The 17,170-nt window shown below is 63.3% G+C and carries 16 protein-coding genes; 11 read left to right on the top strand and 5 right to left on the bottom strand.

Going from position 1 to position 17,170, the window contains the following annotated elements; translation table 11 throughout:
* Positions 1-266: 266 nt before the first annotated feature.
* The 4 genes from NKK47_RS25710 (at position 267) to NKK47_RS25725 (ending at position 3,887) form a co-directional block, all read left to right on the top strand.
* Positions 267-1,145: an ABC transporter permease gene (locus tag NKK47_RS25710; RefSeq protein WP_352471508.1), complete on the top strand. Its 879-nt coding sequence runs from the start codon at positions 267-269 to the stop codon at positions 1,143-1,145.
* The gene (locus NKK47_RS25715) at positions 1,142-2,278 is read left to right on the top strand and encodes an ABC transporter permease (protein WP_352578724.1); all 1,137 of its coding nucleotides are present in this window, start codon (positions 1,142-1,144) and stop codon (positions 2,276-2,278) included. Before NKK47_RS25710 ends, NKK47_RS25715 begins: the two co-directional genes overlap by 4 nt.
* A gap of 40 nt (positions 2,279-2,318) precedes the next feature.
* The gene (locus NKK47_RS25720) at positions 2,319-3,290 is read left to right on the top strand and encodes an ABC transporter substrate-binding protein (RefSeq protein WP_023675876.1); all 972 of its coding nucleotides are present in this window, start codon (positions 2,319-2,321) and stop codon (positions 3,288-3,290) included.
* Between the two features lie 153 nt (positions 3,291-3,443).
* A complete protein-coding gene (locus NKK47_RS25725; protein ID WP_352578725.1) occupies positions 3,444-3,887 on the top strand; it encodes a CHRD domain-containing protein in 444 nt (147 codons plus the stop codon).
* 40 nt (positions 3,888-3,927) lie between these two features.
* Here NKK47_RS25725 and NKK47_RS25730 read toward each other — a convergent pair whose 3' ends face one another.
* The 3 genes from NKK47_RS25730 to NKK47_RS25740 form a co-directional block, all read right to left on the bottom strand.
* Complete coding sequence (locus tag NKK47_RS25730; RefSeq protein WP_352578726.1) at positions 3,928-5,577, bottom strand: thiamine pyrophosphate-binding protein; 1,650 nt, start codon at positions 5,575-5,577, stop codon at positions 3,928-3,930.
* A complete protein-coding gene (locus NKK47_RS25735) occupies positions 5,574-6,749 on the bottom strand; it encodes a CaiB/BaiF CoA transferase family protein (RefSeq protein ID WP_352578727.1) in 1,176 nt (391 codons plus the stop codon). The genes NKK47_RS25730 and NKK47_RS25735 overlap by 4 nt, the downstream gene beginning before the upstream one ends.
* A gap of 78 nt (positions 6,750-6,827) precedes the next feature.
* Positions 6,828-7,763 (bottom strand): alpha/beta fold hydrolase, encoded by a 936-nt coding sequence (locus NKK47_RS25740; protein WP_352578728.1) that lies wholly within the window; start codon positions 7,761-7,763, stop codon positions 6,828-6,830.
* A gap of 179 nt (positions 7,764-7,942) precedes the next feature.
* Between NKK47_RS25740 and NKK47_RS25745 the strand changes: the two genes are divergently transcribed.
* Positions 7,943-8,956, top strand: coding sequence for a ribonuclease T2 family protein (locus tag NKK47_RS25745; RefSeq protein ID WP_352578730.1), 1,014 nt, complete (start codon positions 7,943-7,945; stop codon positions 8,954-8,956).
* A gap of 64 nt (positions 8,957-9,020) precedes the next feature.
* Positions 9,021-9,635 (top strand): hypothetical protein, encoded by a 615-nt coding sequence (locus tag NKK47_RS25750; protein ID WP_352456201.1) that lies wholly within the window; start codon positions 9,021-9,023, stop codon positions 9,633-9,635.
* A gap of 27 nt (positions 9,636-9,662) precedes the next feature.
* On the opposite strand, the gene NKK47_RS25755 is transcribed toward NKK47_RS25750, so the two are convergent.
* On the bottom strand, positions 9,663-10,958 hold the full coding sequence (locus NKK47_RS25755) for a GGDEF domain-containing protein (protein ID WP_352578731.1): 1,296 nt from the start codon (positions 10,956-10,958) through the stop codon (positions 9,663-9,665).
* A gap of 345 nt (positions 10,959-11,303) precedes the next feature.
* On the opposite strand from NKK47_RS25755, the gene ettA reads away from it, so the two are divergent.
* The 4 genes from ettA (at position 11,304) to NKK47_RS25775 (ending at position 15,462) form a co-directional block, all read left to right on the top strand.
* The gene (gene ettA, locus NKK47_RS25760; RefSeq protein ID WP_352453385.1) at positions 11,304-12,953 is read left to right on the top strand and encodes an energy-dependent translational throttle protein EttA; all 1,650 of its coding nucleotides are present in this window, start codon (positions 11,304-11,306) and stop codon (positions 12,951-12,953) included.
* A 45-nt stretch (positions 12,954-12,998) separates the two neighbouring features.
* Positions 12,999-13,769, top strand: coding sequence for a trans-aconitate 2-methyltransferase (gene tam / locus NKK47_RS25765; RefSeq protein ID WP_352578732.1), 771 nt, complete (start codon positions 12,999-13,001; stop codon positions 13,767-13,769).
* A gap of 111 nt (positions 13,770-13,880) precedes the next feature.
* Positions 13,881-14,219: a hypothetical protein gene (locus tag NKK47_RS25770; RefSeq protein ID WP_352578733.1), complete on the top strand. Its 339-nt coding sequence runs from the start codon at positions 13,881-13,883 to the stop codon at positions 14,217-14,219.
* A gap of 121 nt (positions 14,220-14,340) precedes the next feature.
* Positions 14,341-15,462 carry a beta-ketoacyl-ACP synthase III gene (locus NKK47_RS25775; protein ID WP_352578734.1) on the top strand — a complete coding sequence of 374 codons (1,122 nt, stop codon included), beginning with the start codon at positions 14,341-14,343 and terminating at the stop codon, positions 15,460-15,462.
* Between the two features lie 85 nt (positions 15,463-15,547).
* On the opposite strand, the gene NKK47_RS25780 is transcribed toward NKK47_RS25775, so the two are convergent.
* On the bottom strand, positions 15,548-16,114 hold the full coding sequence (locus NKK47_RS25780; RefSeq protein WP_352578735.1) for a methyltransferase family protein: 567 nt from the start codon (positions 16,112-16,114) through the stop codon (positions 15,548-15,550).
* Positions 16,115-16,321: 207 nt separating this feature from the next.
* On the opposite strand from NKK47_RS25780, the gene NKK47_RS25785 reads away from it, so the two are divergent.
* Positions 16,322-16,939: an MOSC domain-containing protein gene (locus NKK47_RS25785; RefSeq protein ID WP_352456195.1), complete on the top strand. Its 618-nt coding sequence runs from the start codon at positions 16,322-16,324 to the stop codon at positions 16,937-16,939.
* Positions 16,940-17,170 lie beyond the last annotated feature (231 nt).

A 17,170-nucleotide genomic window follows, 5' to 3' on the forward strand; every position in this document is an offset into this window, starting at 1 on the left:
AAGGGTGCACATGGTTCAGGGTATCCGCCCGGCAAGCCAAGGCAGCCGCTGTTCCTTCCAGAGAGGGAGTAATGTTCCGCACCGTTGCGAAGCAGGGAGGTAACGGCATGGATCCTAGGGTCTGCGCCGCGTCGCTTCGCTCCTTGCTTCGCCCTAGGATGACGAAAGAAACGATTGCCGTAGCAAAAGGACCCGGCCTCCGCTTCGCTCCAGCCACCCTCTCCCCGCCGGGGAGAGGAGGGCGTTTATCCGGCGAGGCCTGCTAGATGGACTCGTTTCGCGACAAGATCGTTCCGGTGACCTCGATCCTCCTGGGCGTCGTCGTCGTCTGGTACGTCATGGCTGTCATCCTCAACGCGCCGTTCCAGCGCGATCTCGACCGCCGCGCCAATCAGACGCCGGGTATTGTGGAATTCATCGGCAAGACGCTGGTACAGCCGAAGCCGACGCTGCCGGCGCCGCATCAGGTGGCGGTGAATTTTTTCGAAAACACCTTTCTGCGTAGCATCACCTCGAACCGCAGCCTTGTCTACAATGCCTGGGTGACGTTGTCGTCGACGCTGCTCGGCTTTGCTTTCGGCACGGCGCTCGGCATCGTCATCGCCGTCGGCATCGTGCATGTGGCGACGCTCGACCGCAGTCTGATGCCGTGGATCATCGCCTCGCAGACCATTCCGATCCTGGCGGTGGCGCCGATGATCATCGTCGTGCTGGCGGCGGTCGGCATCACCGGGCTTATCCCGAAGGCGCTGATCTCGACCTATCTGTCGTTCTTCCCGGTGGCGGTCGGCATGGTGAAGGGACTGCGCTCGCCCGAGCTCACCCATCTCGACCTGATGCACACCTATAATGCCAGTGCCTCGCAGACCTTCTGGAAATTGCGGGTGCCGGCTTCGGTGCCGTTCCTGTTCACCTCGATGAAGGTGGCGGTGGCTGCCAGCCTGGTCGGCGCCATCGTCGGCGAGTTGCCGACCGGCGCCGTCGCCGGCATCGGTGCCAAATTGCTCGCCGGCGCCTACTACAGCCAGACCATCGACATCTGGTCGGCTCTGGTTGCCGGGTCGGTGGTCGCGGCGCTGCTGGTGATGGTCGTCGGCATCGCCGGGCGCCTTGTCGACCGCGCCATGGGCGGGAGGCCGGCATGAGCTCCATCCTGAGCCTTTCCTCAATCACGCCTCGATCCTGGCAGGGGTATGCCGCGCTTGTCCTGCTTGCCGGCGCGCTGCTCCTTTGGCCGCTCGTCAGTGCTACGCCCGGTTACGGCATGGCGACTACGGTTTTGATTTTCATTTTGCTGCTCGTGGCAATCGAGGCCGACAACTTTCCACCGATGATCGGGGTGGTGTTGCTGTTCCTTGGCGCGCATGGCGCAGCGTGGATGCTGCTCGCCGGCATAACCGGCAATGAGGGCAGCGCTCGCGCACCCTTCTATCTGCTGCTCGTCGCGGCGTGGTTTTTGGCCTGGCGCTGCGTAACGGTCTTGTCGTCGTTTCGCCCGACATCGCGCTGGGCGTCAACCGCCCTGCGCCTGATCATTCCGGCCATCTTCGGCGCCTGGATCCTGATCATCTGGGAGGCGGTGACGCGTGGTGCCGGCATTCCCTTCATCCTGTTGCCGCCGCCAAGCGCCATCGGTGCACGCATCGTCGGCTCGCTGCCGGTGCTGGGGGCCGATGTCAGGCAGACCATCTTCAAGGCGGTCATCTTCGGCTATGTGGTGGGGAGCAGCGCCGGCTTCCTCGTTGCCATCGCCGCCGACCGCGTGCCGTTCCTGCGGCGCGGGCTTTTGCCGATCGGCAATATGGTGTCGGCGCTGCCGATCATCGGCGTCGCGCCGATCATGGTCATGTGGTTCGGCTTCGACTGGCAGTCGAAGGCAGCGGTGGTCATCATCATGACCTTCTTCCCGATGCTGGTGAACACCGTCGCCGGGCTTGCCGCCTCCGGCCATATGGAGCGCGACCTGATGCGCACCTATGCCTCGAGCTATTGGCAGACGCTGTTCAAGCTGCGGCTGCCGGCGGCGGCACCCTTCATCTTCAATGCGTTGAAGATCAATTCGACGCTGGCGCTGATCGGCGCCATCGTCGCCGAGTTCTTCGGCACGCCGGTGGTCGGCATGGGATTCCGCATTTCGACGGAAGTCGGGCGGATGAACATCGACATGGTGTGGGCGGAAATCGCAGTTGCAGCACTTGCGGGTTCGGTCTTTTATGGCGTGGTCGCTCTTTTCGAGAGAGCAGTCACGTTTTGGCATCCCTCTGTCCGTGGTGGATAGGGGCGGTGGGTTTAGGGCGCTAACTTCAGAGGGTAAAAACATGAAAAGACTTGTTGTTTCGATGCTGGCCGGCGCGATGTCGCTTGCCGCGTTCCAGGCAATGGCCGCGGACAAGGTGACGCTGCAGCTGAAATGGGTCACCCAGGCACAGTTCGCCGGCTATTATGTCGCCAAAGCCAAGGGCTTCTATGACGCCGAGGGCCTCGACGTCGACATCAAGCCCGGCGGACCGGACATTGCACCGGAGCAGGTTATTGCCGGCGGCGGCGCCGACGTCATCGTCGACTGGATGGGCGGTGCGCTGGCTGCGCGCGAGAAGGGCGTGCCGCTGGTCAACATCGCCCAGCCGTTCAAGAAGGCCGGCATGGAGCTGGTCTGCCCGAAGGACGGTCCGATCAAGACGGAAGCCGACTTCAAGGGCCACACGCTCGGCGTCTGGTTCTTCGGCAACGAGTATCCGTTCTATGCCTGGATGAACAAGCTTGGCCTCAAGACCGATGGCGGGCCGGACGGCGTCACCGTGCTCAAGCAGAGCTTTGACGTGCAGCCGCTGATCCAGAAGCAGGCGGATTGCATTTCGGTCATGACCTATAACGAGTACTGGCAGCTCATCGACGCCGGCTACAAGCCGGAAGAGCTGACCGTCTTCAACTATTCCGCCATGGGCAACGATCTGCTCGAAGACGGGCTCTATGCCCTGGAGGACAAGCTCAAGGATCCGGCCTTCGAGGACAAGATGGTGCGTTTCGTGCGCGCTTCGATGAAGGGCTGGAAATACGCCGTCGACAATTCCGACGAAGCGGCCGGCATCGTCATGGACAATGGCGGCCAGGACGAGAATCACCAGAAGCGCATGATGGGCGAAGTCGCCAAGCTGATCGACAATGCCGACGGCAAGCTCGATCCGGCGACCTACGAGCGCACCGCCAAGGCGCTGCTCGACCAGAAGATCATCAGCAAGGAGCCTACCGGCGCCTACACGACGGCGATCACCGACAAGGCCATCAAATAGGGGCTATCAGGCAAGCTCTGTTGGAAGACGAAAAGGGGCGGGCGACCGCCCCTTTTTAGTGGGATGTAAAATGAACGTTACCGGCGGAAACATCCGCTCGCAAAATCGTTGTGCCGGTGCATCCGCCTCAAGGGTGTCACAACGGAGGTTTCCATGCGCATCCAGTCCTTCACGCCGATGCTTTCGGCGCTGGCCATTTCTGCAGCCATCTTCTCTGCTTCACCGGCCTTGGCCGAAACCATAAAGATGGCGGCGACGCTCGATGGTGCTCAGCAGAACCCGCCCGTCACAACGAAGGGCAAGGGCACCGCCACGCTCAGGTTCAACACCGCCACCAAGAAACTCAGCTGGACCGTGAGATATTCCGGCCTCAGCGGGCCGGCGAAGGCCGCACACATTCACGGCCCGGCGGCAAAGGGTCAAAACGCCGATCCAGTGGTGCCGTTCGAAGGCAAGCTGAAGAGCCCGATCAAGGGTTCGGCGACATTGACTGATGCCCAGGCCACCGATCTTGAGGCTGGCAAATATTACGTCAACATCCACACCGCGGCCCACGCGGACGGCGAGATCCGCGGCCAGATCGAGAAGGCCAAATAGGCAGATCACGACGACAAAACAGGGCAATCATCCTGTTTTGTCAGGCCTTGTCGCGAATCTGGGTCATCGTGCGGGTCGGCGTGATGGCTTCAGGGTCGAGCCTGATCTCTACGATCGACGGCTTGCCGCTGGCCCGCGCTCGCTCGAAGGCCGCGGCGAAGTCGGCGGTCTTTTCCACCGTCTCGCCATGGCCGCCATAGGCACGGGCCAAAGCAGCAAAGTCGGGATTCTTCAAGTCCGTGGCGACGACACGGCCGGGATATTCGCGCTCCTGATGCATGCGGATGGTGCCGTAGATGCCATTGTTGACGACGATGACGATGATCGGCAGCCCGTATTGCACGGCGGTGGCGAATTCCTGGCCGTTCATCAGAAAACAGCCGTCGCCGGCGAAGGCGATCACGTCGCGGTCGGGGAAAAGCTGCTTGGCGGCGACCGCCGCCGGCGTGCCGTAGCCCATCGAGCCGGATGTGGGTGCTGCCTGCGTGCCGAAACGCCGGAAGCGATGGTAGCGATGCACCCAGGTGGCGTAGTTGCCGGCGCCGTTGGTGAGGATGGCGTCGTCCGGCAGCATCGTTTCGAGATAATTCATGATCGGCCCCATCTGGACGGCGCCGGGGCCGCTCTCCGGAGGCGTCGACCAGTCGAGATAGGCGGCGTGCAGCTTCGCTGCCTCAGCCGCCCACACCGGCGTTGCGGCCGGCTTGCGTCTGGCAAAGGCTTCGACGAAAGCGGCAGGCGAGGCATTGATCGCCAGCGCCGGCCGGTAGACGCGGCCGAGTTCGCCGGCGTCGGCATGGATATGGACCAGCGTCTGGTCGGGGTAGGGACTCTTCAGCAGCGTGTAGTCGGATGACGGCATCTCGCCCATGCGGCCGCCGATCAGCAGCACAAGATCGGCCTGCTTGATGGCGGTTGCTACCTTGGGATTGATGCCGATGCCGACATCGCCGGCATAGTTCGGGTGGAGATGGTCGAACAGCATCTGGCGGCGGAAGGAGCAGCCGACCGGCAGCGACCAGGCTTCGGCTATCGTCCGCATCCGTGCAACGGCCTGCGCGTCCCAGCGCGTACCGCCGAGGATGACGAAGGGCCGCTTTGCCTTGTTGAGCAACACTTCCAGTGCGTCGAGCTCGACTTCGCCAGGCCGCGTCTCGACAGGGGTATAATGCCGGGCGTCCGGTGCCTCGGCGAGGCTGGTCAGCATGTCCTCGGGCAGCGAGATGACGACCGGGCCCGGGCGACCGGACGTCGCCACCGCAAAGGCGCGTGTGACGAATTCGGGTATGCGTGCGGCGTCGTCGATCTCGACCACCCATTTGGCGATATCGCCGAAGAACCTGACGTAGTCGACCTCCTGGAAGGCCTCGCGCCCCTTGGCGTGGCCGGCGACCTGGCCGATGAACAGGATGAGGGGGACTGAATCCTGCATCGCGATGTGGATGCCGGCCGAGGCATTGGTGGCGCCTGGGCCGCGGGTGACGAAGCAGATGCCGGGCCTGCCGGTCAGGCGGCCGTGGCAGTCGGCCATCATTGCGGCACCGCCCTCCTGGCGGCAGACGATTGTGCGGATCGGTGAATCATGCAGCGCGTCGAGCACCGCCAGATAGGATTCGCCAGGTACGCAATAGATACGGTCCGTTCCGTTGGCTTCGAGCGCATCGACGATGAGTTGTCCGCCGGTCTTCATTTTCCTGACCTCTCCAGTTCGGCAAGGATTTCTTGGGTGTGTTCGCCGAGACGCGGCGACGGGCGCTCATAGACCAGTGGCGTGCCGGACATGACCATCGGCGCCCGCACCGAGGGCAAGAGATTGCCATGGCCGTCATCGAGGTCGAGCCGCATGCCGCGCGCTATGGTCTGCGGGTCGGCAAACATCTGGCCGATGTCGTTGATCGGGCTGGCCGGCACTCCGGCAGTCTCAAGTCTGGCCAGCAACGGGTCGCGATCGAAGGCTTTCAGCGCCTCGATCATATGCTCGCGCAGCTTTGCCCGGTTGGCGACGCGGGCGGGATTGGTGGCGAAGTCAGGGTTCGACGCCAGCTCGTCGAGGCCGACGGCAGCGCAGAACTTTGCGAACTGGCCGTCATTGCCGACCGCCAGGATGATGTGGCCATTTTTCACCGGCACCACTTCGTAGGGCGCGATGTTCATATGCGCATTGCCCATCTGCACCGGCGACTGTCCGGAGACGAGATAGTTGAGGTTCTGGTTGCCGAGCGTCGAGATCTGGGTGTCGTAGAGCGCCATGTCGATATGCTGGCCTTCGCCGGTCTTCTCGGCATGGCGAAGCGCCGCCTGGATGGCGATGACCGAATAAAGCCCGGTGAAAACATCCGATATAGCGACGCCCGCCTTTTGCGGTTCGCGGCCGGCTTCGCCGGTGATCGACATCATGCCGGCCATGCCCTGGATGATGAAATCATAGCCGGCACGCGGCGCATACGGTCCCGACTGGCCAAAACCGGTGATCGAGCAATAGATCAGCCGCGAGTTGATTTTCCTCAGGCTGTCATAGTCGAGGCCGTATTTCTTCAGTCCGCCGACTTTGAAGTTTTCGATCAGCACGTCCGATGTCGCGACCAGCCGGCGCACCGTCTCGGCACCCTCGGGCGTCGAGAAGTCGATGGCGATGGAGCGCTTGCCGCGGTTGCAGGAATGGTAATAAGCGGCCGAAAGGTTCTCGCCGTCATGGCCGATGACGAAGGGCGGTCCCCATTTGCGGGTGTCGTCGCCGCCGTCCGGGCTCTCGACCTTGATCACGTCGGCGCCGAGGTCGGCAAGCAGCTGTCCGGCCCATGGCCCGGCGAGGATGCGTGCGAGTTCGATGACGCGGATGCCGTTGAGCGGAGGCTCAGTCATGGATCACCGTGGTTGATCGAAAGCGCAGCCTCTATCAATCCCGCGCGCCGCTGTCACGGCCCTTGCAATGGGCCAGTATCACTGTGCCCTCAGCACGCGGTCGGCCCAGGCGGCAAAATCCTCCATGATGATGTCTCGGTTGATCTCGTTCAGGCTTTCGTGGCGGGTTTTGGCGTAAACCTTTGAAACGAGATTCGAAAAACCCATCATGTGCATCCGGCCGGCAAGATGGCTGACCGCCTTGCCGCCGTCCGAGGCCGGATCTTGCTCGCCTCCGACCAGATTGACGAACAGGTCGCGCCGCACGCCGGAAAAATTGCGGTCGCTGCCGCAATGCAGCGTCATCATGACGATGTCCTGCCACATCGACACCGATGCGTCCCAGCCGCAAAGCGGGTCGGCGATGTATTTCTCGACTTCAACGGCATCGCGCGACAGCCAGTCGAACGGCGTCCGGTGATTGGGCACAGCCTTGCCCCAGGCCCGGAACGTCAGCCGGGGCAGCAGGCGCGACGGCACGTCTGAGCCAAGCCGGAACTTTTCCCAACCAAGCATGGCCAGCGCGATTTGGCCGAGCAGTCCGGCCGAGAAATTGCCGTTCCAGATCGCGGCGGCATGGATGCGCGCCGAGTGGCGGAGGACAAAGTTCAGCGCGACCGACGCGCCCAAGGAGTGACCGAAGACGATGACCGGCAGGCCCGGCTGTTCCCTGGCGATGAGATCATGGACGGCGGCGACATCGGCGATGACCTTGGCACCGCCATCCGCATCGGCGAACCTGCCAGGTGGCGCGTCGGGCGCCTTGGTGGCGCCGTGGCCACGGTGGTCGTGCGCGTAGACCTGGTAGCCGCGCTCGCCAAGGAAATCCGCGAAACGGGCATAGCGCGCCGCGTGCTCGGCCAACCCGTGATTGACCTGGACAATGGCGCGCGGTTGGCCGATGGCGTGTTTCACATAAAGGTTGAGCTCGGCGCCGGTCGGCGATCGAAGCACAAGCTGTTGGTCGAATGGCATCGCCGCGTCGTCTCCAACGCCCCGGCACGATACCGGACGCGAGTTTTGTTTGCGCCGGCACCGGTTTTGCGTCAATCCGGCGTGACCGATTTGCGCGCCGACGTTTACCGCACGCTCGCAATTCTGACATGGTGACAACGGCAGTCTGTTGCCGCAGTTTTTTCAGCCGAGGGACCCTTATGCGGACAGGTTTTGTTTTCGGATTGGCGCTTGCGGCCGTGCTGCTTGCCGGCGCGGCACGGGCCGATGTGAAGATGACCGGCTCTTTCGTCGCCGATGCCGCCTGTCCGGCAACGCAGGCGATCAAGAGCGGCAAGAATCCCGGCAATGTCTCGACCGCGGCTGGTCAGAGTTATGATCTGCTGGCCGGCAACAAGGACGCGCCCACGCACTACCTCATTCGCGTGCCGGGCGCCGATCCGGAGCGCCGCTGGGTCAAGATCAGCTGCGGTCACGTTTCGGGCGGCAGCGCGTCGACGATGCCGGCTGCACCGGCGCCTGCCGAGCCGAACAAGCCATCGGCGTCCGGAAAGCCGGAATATGTCTTCGCGCTGAGCTGGCAGCCGGCTTTCTGCGAGACCAAATCCAGCAAGGCCGAATGCCGTGCGCAGACCGCCGCCGGTTTCGATGCGACCCACTTCACCTTGCATGGGTTGTGGCCGCAGCCGAACGGAAATTTCTATTGCCAGGTCGCCGCAAGCGACAAGGCGAACGACGATCCGGCGCACTGGCGAGACTTGCCGCCGGTCACCCTTGACCCGAAAACGCGAGCGGAACTCGACCAGGTGATGCCGGGCACCGCATCCGCCCTCGAAAGGCATGAATGGATCAAGCACGGCACCTGCTACGGCAAGAGCCAGCAGGAGTATTTCGCCGACGCGTTGAACCTGATGCACGCGGTGAACGCTTCGCCGGTGCGCGATCTCTTCACCAAGAGCGTCGGCAAGCAGCTCACGTCCGATCAGATCCGCAGCACCTTCGACAGTGCCTTCGGCAAAGGCGCGGGCGACCGGGTCCGCGTGTCCTGCGTGGTCGATCCTTCGAACGGCAGGCGGCTGATCGGCGAACTGACGCTCGGCCTGACCGGCCCGATCGCTTCGAACGCTTCGCTCGGTGCCCTGCTGCTTGCCTCGGCGCCGACAGCCAAGGCTGGCTGCCCGAAGGGCGCGGTCGATGCCGTCGGGTTCCAGTAAACAGGCCGTACGCGATGCACCGGGGATGGTATGATCCCGGGGGCATCATTCATAGGGGGTGGCGATGAGTGGCATGACGGGCGGCGCGCTGGCGCGGCTGGCGTTCTGGGCCAAGGGCATGACGGCGATCCGCGACGGCCATATGGAGTGGCCGGGCTTTTCCTACACCGAAGTGGAGTGGGTGCGCATGACCACGCTCGCCAAACCCATCGGCGGCAGCACCTACCAATTGTTCACACTGGTCAACGCGGCGATCTTCATCGCCATCGCCGCGCTCGGGATCTTCTGTGTCTTCCTGCCGCTGGCGGCGCTGCTGTTCCCGGTACCGGCCGAAACCAGTGCGATCAAGTTTTCGCTGCTCCTGGCGGCATGCGCCTTCCTGATCATCGGCATCGGCCTGCCGATTTCGCTGCGTCTTTCGACCACGCTGGTGGCGCCGAAGGCAATGCGGGCCGCGCTTGTCGCCGTGCCCGGCGACCAGGCGCTTGCGGCAAAAGTGTCATGGCAGATCAACCGGATCACGCTCGTGCTCTGCGGCCTGCTGGTACCGGGCATTCTTCTGTTCATTGCCTACGACATCGAAGCCGGCCCGATTATTACCGCGTTGAAATGGCTGGCGATCGCGCTGATCGCGGTTTCGGTTGCGATCGGCGGATGGCAGCGGCGCAAACAATCCTGATTGAGCCAATCGCAGGCCTGGGTAGCGTTACGCGCCGGCGCTGCGCTCCGGCCTGGTCCATGTGTTGCGGGCGTCTGCTTCGTTGCCGCCCGGTTCGCCGACAACGCGATCGCGTCCCGTGGATTTGGCCTTGTAGAGACGCTGGTCGGCCAGCGCAAAGAGATCGGCAAGGCAACGGGTCGTCTCGCTGACCGTCGAGATGCCGGCGCTGACGGTAATGTCGAACCGGCTGGTGCTCGCGGACGTCTTGACCGCTTGCCTGACGGTTTCGCCCAGCAGCCTGGCGAGCGGCTGCGGACGCCAGCCGAGGATGGCGAATTCCTCACCGCCGATCCTGAACAATCGATCTTCGGTCCCGACAAGTTCGCCAAGCAAAATCGCCAGGGCTTTCAGCACCTTGTCTCCCTCGGCGTGGCCGAAGCGGTCGTTGATCGATTTGAAGTGGTCGACATCGATGATCAGCAGGCTGAGCGGCCTGGCGGTCCGCAGGCTGGCGGCGACGGCGGCCTCGCCATCGCTGTCGAAGCGCCCTCTGTGCAGGAGGCCGGTGAGGCCGTCGCGACCGACATGCTCGACCAGTGCCTCATAGCGCTCGCGATAGGTCAGCGTGTCGAAAATGTCGGAAAGCCCGCGCGGCGCCGGCACCTGCCGCGCCTCGAACCACCTGATATAGGCGACCACCATGGTGCTGTAGACCAGGGCCGCTGCCATCTTGGCGAACCAGCCGCCGAAGAACACCGCGACCGGCGCACCGGTGACGAAATGCAGCGCCGTGAAAAAGCCTGCCTGGTCGAAGGTGAGCACGCAGGCGACGGAGACCAGGATGCGGGTGAAAAGCGCCTTGCGCAGATATTTGCCGAGCTTTTCATAGAGCAGAATGATCAGGATGGCGTCGACGAACAGCAGCGTCGTGCCCCACACCATCAGCCAGCCCATCTCGTCGATGAAGCCGATGTCGGGAAGCTTGCCGTCGGGCAGCGGTGCGATGTCGTGCAGGCGCAGGATCAGCACGAGCCCGATCATCAGGGTATTGCCGAGCAGCAGGCCGTAGATCGGCTGGCGGACGGTTGCCGCGTCCTCCTTGATGTAGAGCAGGAGAAGCATCACCAGCTTGCCGGAAAACAGCACAGCCGAGCCCGGCGATACCATGCCGAACGGCAGCGCGACGTAGAAGACGCTGGCGAGATAGGTTTCCAGGAAATGCATGACGCCAAGGGCGCAAACAAAGACGCCGAGGCCGATGCGGCCCCTGAACCGGAAAAGCGTGACCATGATGCCGAAATAGAGAACCGCTTCGGCAAAAAGCAGGAAACTGTTCAGCACGGCCCGATCTTTCTCCCCGAAATCGCGGCTGCCAGCGATTTCCCATCCAACACTGTTTTGACGCGGAATGGTTAACCGGAGCTTTCGCCCGGGCGCCGGAACGAAATGAAGCGGCTAGGCGTTTGCGGGTGCGACCAAATCCGCCTGGAGCGGGTCATCGTTTCACGGAACCGCTGAACCGCTCCATCTTTTTTGTTTTGACGCAATTCCGGACGGAAAACCGTTTCACGCTTTTCCTGGAATTGCTTTAGGGCCAAAACTGTTTGCCGTTCGCGGCCGCATCGCTTACATAGCCCCCAACTTCCATTCAATCCGACATCAGTCGACTTTTCAGGGAAAGCGCGCGTGGCACGCCAGTTCATCTATCACATGGCCGGCCTCAACAAGGCCTACGGCACCAAGAAGGTGCTCGAGAACATCCATCTGTCCTTCTACCCGGACGCCAAGATCGGCATCCTCGGTCCCAACGGCGCCGGCAAGTCGACGATCCTCAAGATCATGGCCGGCATCGACAAGGAGTGGAGCGGCGAGGCCTGGCTGGCCGAGGGTGCTACCGTCGGTTACCTGGCGCAGGAGCCGGCGCTCGATCCGAACAAGAACGTGTTCGAAAACGTCATGGAAGGCGTCGCCGCCAAGACCGCCATCATCGAGCGCTACAACGAATTGATGATGAACTATTCCGACGAGACGGCGGACGAGTCGGCCAAGCTGCAGGACGAGATGGACCGGCTCAACCTCTGGGATCTCGAACAGCAGGTCGAGATGGCGATGGAGGCACTCGGCTGCCCGCCCAAGGAGGCCGATGTCACCAAGCTGTCGGGCGGCGAACGCCGTCGCGTCGCGCTTTGCCAGCTCTTGCTGCGCCAGCCCGATTTGCTGCTGCTCGATGAGCCGACCAACCATCTCGACGCCGAGACGACGGCGTGGCTGGAAAAGCATCTGCGGGCCTATCCGGGCGCGGTGATGATCATCACCCACGATCGCTACTTCCTCGACAACGTCACCGGCTGGATCCTCGAGCTCGATCGCGGCCGCGGTATCCCCTACGAAGGCAACTACACCAAATATCTCGAAGCCAAGGCCAAGCGGCTCAAGCAGGAAGGCCGCGAGGACGATGCGCGCCAGCGGGCGATCGGCCGCGAGCGCGAGTGGATCCAGTCCAGCCCGAAAGCCCGGCAGACCAAGTCGAAAGCCCGTATCCAGGCCTTCCAGGATCTGCTGGATGCAGCCGACAAGCGGCGTCCGAGCGACACCCAGATCGTCATTCCGCATGGCGAGCGGCTCGGCAATGTGGTGATCGAGGTCGAGGGCCTGTCGAAGGGCTTTGGCGACACGCTTTTGATCGACGATCTCGAATTCAAGCTGCCGCCGGGCGGCATCGTCGGCGTCATCGGCCCGAACGGCGCCGGCAAGACGACGCTGTTCCGCATGATCACCGGCCAGGAAAAGCCCGATGCCGGCACCATCCGCGTCGGCGAGACGGTCAAGCTCGGTTATGTCGACCAGAGCCGCGACGCGCTCGACCCGACCAAGACGGTCTGGGAAGAGATCTCGGGCGGCGCCGAAGTGGTCAAGCTCGGCAAGTTCGAAGCCAACACCCGCGCCTATTGCGCGTCGTTCAATTTCCGCGGCGGCGACCAGCAGCAGAAGGTCGGCAACCTGTCCGGCGGCCAGCGCAACCGCGTGCATCTGGCCAAGATGCTGAAGACCGGCGGCAATGTGCTGCTGCTCGACGAACCGACCAACGATCTCGATACCGAAACGCTGGCTGCACTTGAAGACGCGCTCGAGAGCTTCGCCGGCTGCGCCGTCATCATCTCGCACGATCGCATGTTCCTCGATCGCCTGGCGACGCACATCCTCGCCTTCGAGGGCGACAGCCACGTCGAATGGTTCGAAGGCAATTTCGAGGACTACGAGCAGGACAAGATCCGCCGGCTTGGGCCTGAGGCGGTCAATCCGCACAGGATGACGTATAAGCGGCTGACGCGGTAAGACATTTACAGGGCGGCGAATTCTCAAATGATCTGAGGAACCAAGATGGCCGACTGGTCCGCCGCCCTCTACCTGAAGTTCGAGGACGAGCGCACCCGCCCCGCGCGCGATCTCGTTGCGCAGGTGCCGGTGCCGGAACCGCGCCGGGTGGTCGACATTGGCTGCGGGCCGGGCAATTCGACCGAATTGCTGGTCGAGCGCTGGCCGCAGGCGCAGATCAGCGGCTTCGATACCTCCCTCGACATGATCGAGAAGGCGAAGGCGCGCCTGCCCGGCGTCACCCTTGCGCTGGGGGATGCGGCGGCGTGGCAGCCGAACGAACCGGTCGACGTGATCTTTGCCAATGCGGTGTTTCAGTGGCTGCCGGAGCATCCGGCGGTCTTCCAGCGGCTGATGGGATTTTTGGCGCCCGGCGGCGCGCTTGCCGTGCAGATGCCGGACAACATGGGCGAGCCTTCGCACCGGCTGATGCGGGAGACCGCGGCCGAGATGCCGTTCGCCGAAAAGCTCGAGCGCGCGGCCCGCGCGCCGCTGCCGCCGGTCGCGTTCTACTACGACCTTTTGTCGCCATTCTCGGATCGGCTCGATATCTGGCACACGATCTACAACCATCCGCTGGCCGATGCCGAGGCGATCGTCGAGTGGGTGAAATCGACGGGGCTGAAGCCGTTCCTCGATCCGCTCGACGAAAACGAGCGGCAGCTTTTCCTGAAGTGCTACACGGCCGGGATCAGCGAAGCCTATCCGAAAACGGCAAGCGGCAAGGTGTTGCTGCGCTTTCCCCGTCTCTTCATCGTGGCGCGGCGTTCCGCTTAGAAACTCTTAGCTACACCCAAAAACAGCCAGCAGCGGATGCTTGACCGGCTTTCGCCGTCATGCGCATCTCGCTGGGGCAGGGATAAGGCCCTTCATGGGCCATGGGGGTGGATGATGACACTGAAAAAGATGGGTTTCGGCGGCAGCGTTTGTGCGGCCGCTGTGCTTGCCTTGTCTATATCGGCGGAGGCCAAGCGAGCACGCTGCTTCACCAGCGACGACGGCTATTTCTCGTGCAGCTATCGGGCGCTGGACGATGCCGGCAGCTTTCGCATCTCGGCGCCGGGTTATCCGACCTACGTCCTGGAAATCGACGGACCGGGTTTTGCCTATGGCTATGTCAATCTCGGCCGCCGCAACGTGCCGCTGCCCGGGCAATTCGTGCGCAGCCGCGATGACGGTGCCTGCTGGAACAACCCGCAGACCAATACCAAGCTCTGCGCCTGGTAAAGACCCGTCCCAGGGACTTGATTTAAGCCGGCATAAACTGGCTAGGTGCAAAAGAGGTTGCGCCGAGCTTTTTGCGGCGTCGACATGAAGCCGCAACGCCTGCGCACGGGACGAACTGGAAATGCATCGCGTCATCATCAGCGGCATCGGCGTTGAAATCCCCGAAGCTTCGATCACCAATGAGGAACTCGTCGCCAGCTTCAACAGCTGGGTGGACATGGAGAACGTCCGGCGCGAGGTGTCGGGCGAGCCGCTGCTGCAGAAATCGGACAGTGCCTTCATCGTCCATGCCTCGGGCGTCCAGACCCGCCATGTCATCGAACGGGAAGGCATCCTCGACCCGACCCGCATGGCGCCGCGCTTCCCGGCGCGGCCCGACGATGCGCTGTCGCTGGAGGCCGAGTTCGGCATCGCCTCGGCCGGCAAGGCGCTCGATCATGCCGGGCTGAAGCCTGGCGACATCGACCTGGTGATCTGCTCGGCCTCGCACCATCAGCGGCCCTATCCGGCGATCGCCATCGAAATGCAGCAGGCGCTGGGCACGAAAGGCGCCGGCTTCGATATGGGGCTTGGCTGCTCTTCGGCGGCGGCGGCGTTGCACATCGCGGTCAATCTGGTGCGGGCAGGGGCGCATAAACGCGTGCTGGTGACGACGCCGGAGATCATCACCGGGCATCTCAATTTTCGCGACCGGCAGACGCATTTCATCTTCGGCGACGCTTCCGTGTCGATGATCGTCGAAGGGCTTGCCCAGGGCGAGAAGCGGCCGGGCCGCTTCGAGGTGCTGGACACGCGTGCCTGGACGCAGATGTCGAACAGCATCCGCACCAATCTCGGTTACTATACCCGCGCCACCCAGGACGATCCGTACATGATCGATCTGGAAGGCAATCTGATCAAGCAGATCGGCAACAAGGTGTTCAAGGAAGTCACCGTTGCCGGCCACAAATTCATCGTCGAGTTCCTGGCCGAGCACGGGCTGACGCCGCAGGCGATCCGGCGTTTCTGGCTGCATCAGGCCAATGCGCGGATGAACGCCATGATCCTGAAACTGTCGTTCGGCCATGACGTCGACCACGACCGCGCGCCGATGGTGCTGGAGCGCCTCGGCAACACCGCCGCCGCCGGCGCCATCATCGCCCTGTCGGAGAACCATGCCGACATGAAGGCCGGCGACTACGGCCTGCTCTGCGCCTTCGGCGCCGGCTACTCGATCGGCGGCGCGCTATTGCGCATGCTTTAGATTTTTGTTTTACGCATGTCGTTGTCCCCAAAACCGCTGCACACCCTCGGTTCAAGCCCGAGGGCATGCTTTTGGGCGACATGCATCAGCTCGGCGCGAACGGCACCAGCATCGGAACGCGCCTGGCATAGTCGTCGTAAGCGCTACCCAGTTCGCCGCGCAGAAAACGCTCCTCCAGCCTTGCCTTCATGACGATGCCGACGGTGATGAGGATGGCGCCGGCAACGCCCCAGACCGTGCCTTTCGCCGCCATGGTGGCGAGGATCGCCAGAAGCAGCCCGGTATAGATCGGGTGGCGGACCAGCCGGTAAGGGCCGGTGTCGACGACGCGATGCGCGGCCTTGGCGGTGACCGTGGCCGACCACAGGCGGCCAAGATGCAGCCGCGCCCACCAGGCAAATGCCAGGCCGGCGGCAATCAGCGCCACGCAGATCCACGCTTCGGCAAGGTTTGGCAGCCAGAGTCTCAGCCGGCCGGCATAACCGTGCGCCGGGATGAGGAGAAGGATCGTGCCGAGCACCATGACTGCGCGGGATGGAAGCTCCACCCCGAAGCCGGCGCGTTTTTCGGCCCGGTCGGCCCAGAAGGCGGCCGCGGCCCATGAAACTACCCAGAGCAGCCACAGCAGCGCGATTGCCGATGCGGGATGCATGATAAACCTCCGCAGCCTTGACCTGATCGATATTATCAACCGATACAGCGCGGCAGCAATGCGGCACGCTTTTGCATGAGGCTGATTCAACCAGAACGCTGGTGGTGCCGACCCGTATCAGCCGTCTTGATTGGAGCATCAACGCTTTCGACTGGACCCTATGAATCGACTTCGGCTAACTGCATCCGGTAGCTAGGAATGAAACCAATGCCGGATATGTTTCCCGCAACCGAAACTCCGGTCGAGATCGTCCCGTCGCGAAAACTCGCCGCCAGGGTGGCGGCGCTCTGTCTCGCATCATTCGATCGTTTTGAGACACGAGCGGTGGATACGCTGCAACTCGGTTTCGACGGCATCGACGGCGATTTCCATGCCGGCACGACGCGGCGCTCCGGCGGGCGGGAACCCTGGTATCCGCGCGGCACCGAGATGCGCAACGAACGGCAATTGTCGATCGTGGCGGCGGACGAGCTGGCGATCGTCGCCGAACGGATGGGCATCGCCGAGATCAAGCCGGAATGGATCGGCGCCAATCTCCTGATCGAAGGCCTGCCGCGCCTCTCGATGCTGCCGTCCGGCACGTTGCTGTTCTTCAAAGGCGGCGCGACCGTCAAGGTCGATGCGCAGAACGGGCCTTGCCGCTTCGCCGGGCGATCGGTCGCCGAGAATGCCGGGATGGCCGACCATGAGGCCGGCGCGCTGCTGTTCCCGAAGTCGGCGAAGCGCTTGCGTGGGCTCGTCGCCTGGGTCGAGAAGCCCGGCACGATCGCGGCCGGCGAGGAGATTTCGGTGCGCGTGCCCGAGCAGTGGATTTACCGGGCCTAGTTGTTTTCCAGGCAAGGCGGCATTGCCAGTCAAAGCCGCGTTCCTTCGCGCCCCGCTATCCTGCAGGGCAGGGAGGCACTGTCCCTCGACCTCTGAGAACCTGGGTTCCTCGCCCACCGCGAAGCGGGGGGAGAGGTGGCCGCGAAGCGGCCGGAGAGGGGCCTTCGTAGAGCGCGGTTCCCCCTCTCCGTCTCGGCTTCGCCGAGCCACCTCTCCCCCACTTTCGTGGGG

Source organism: Mesorhizobium sp. M0019, from assembly GCF_040323975.1.
In the GTDB taxonomy this organism is placed as follows: Bacteria; Pseudomonadota; Alphaproteobacteria; order Rhizobiales; family Rhizobiaceae; genus Mesorhizobium.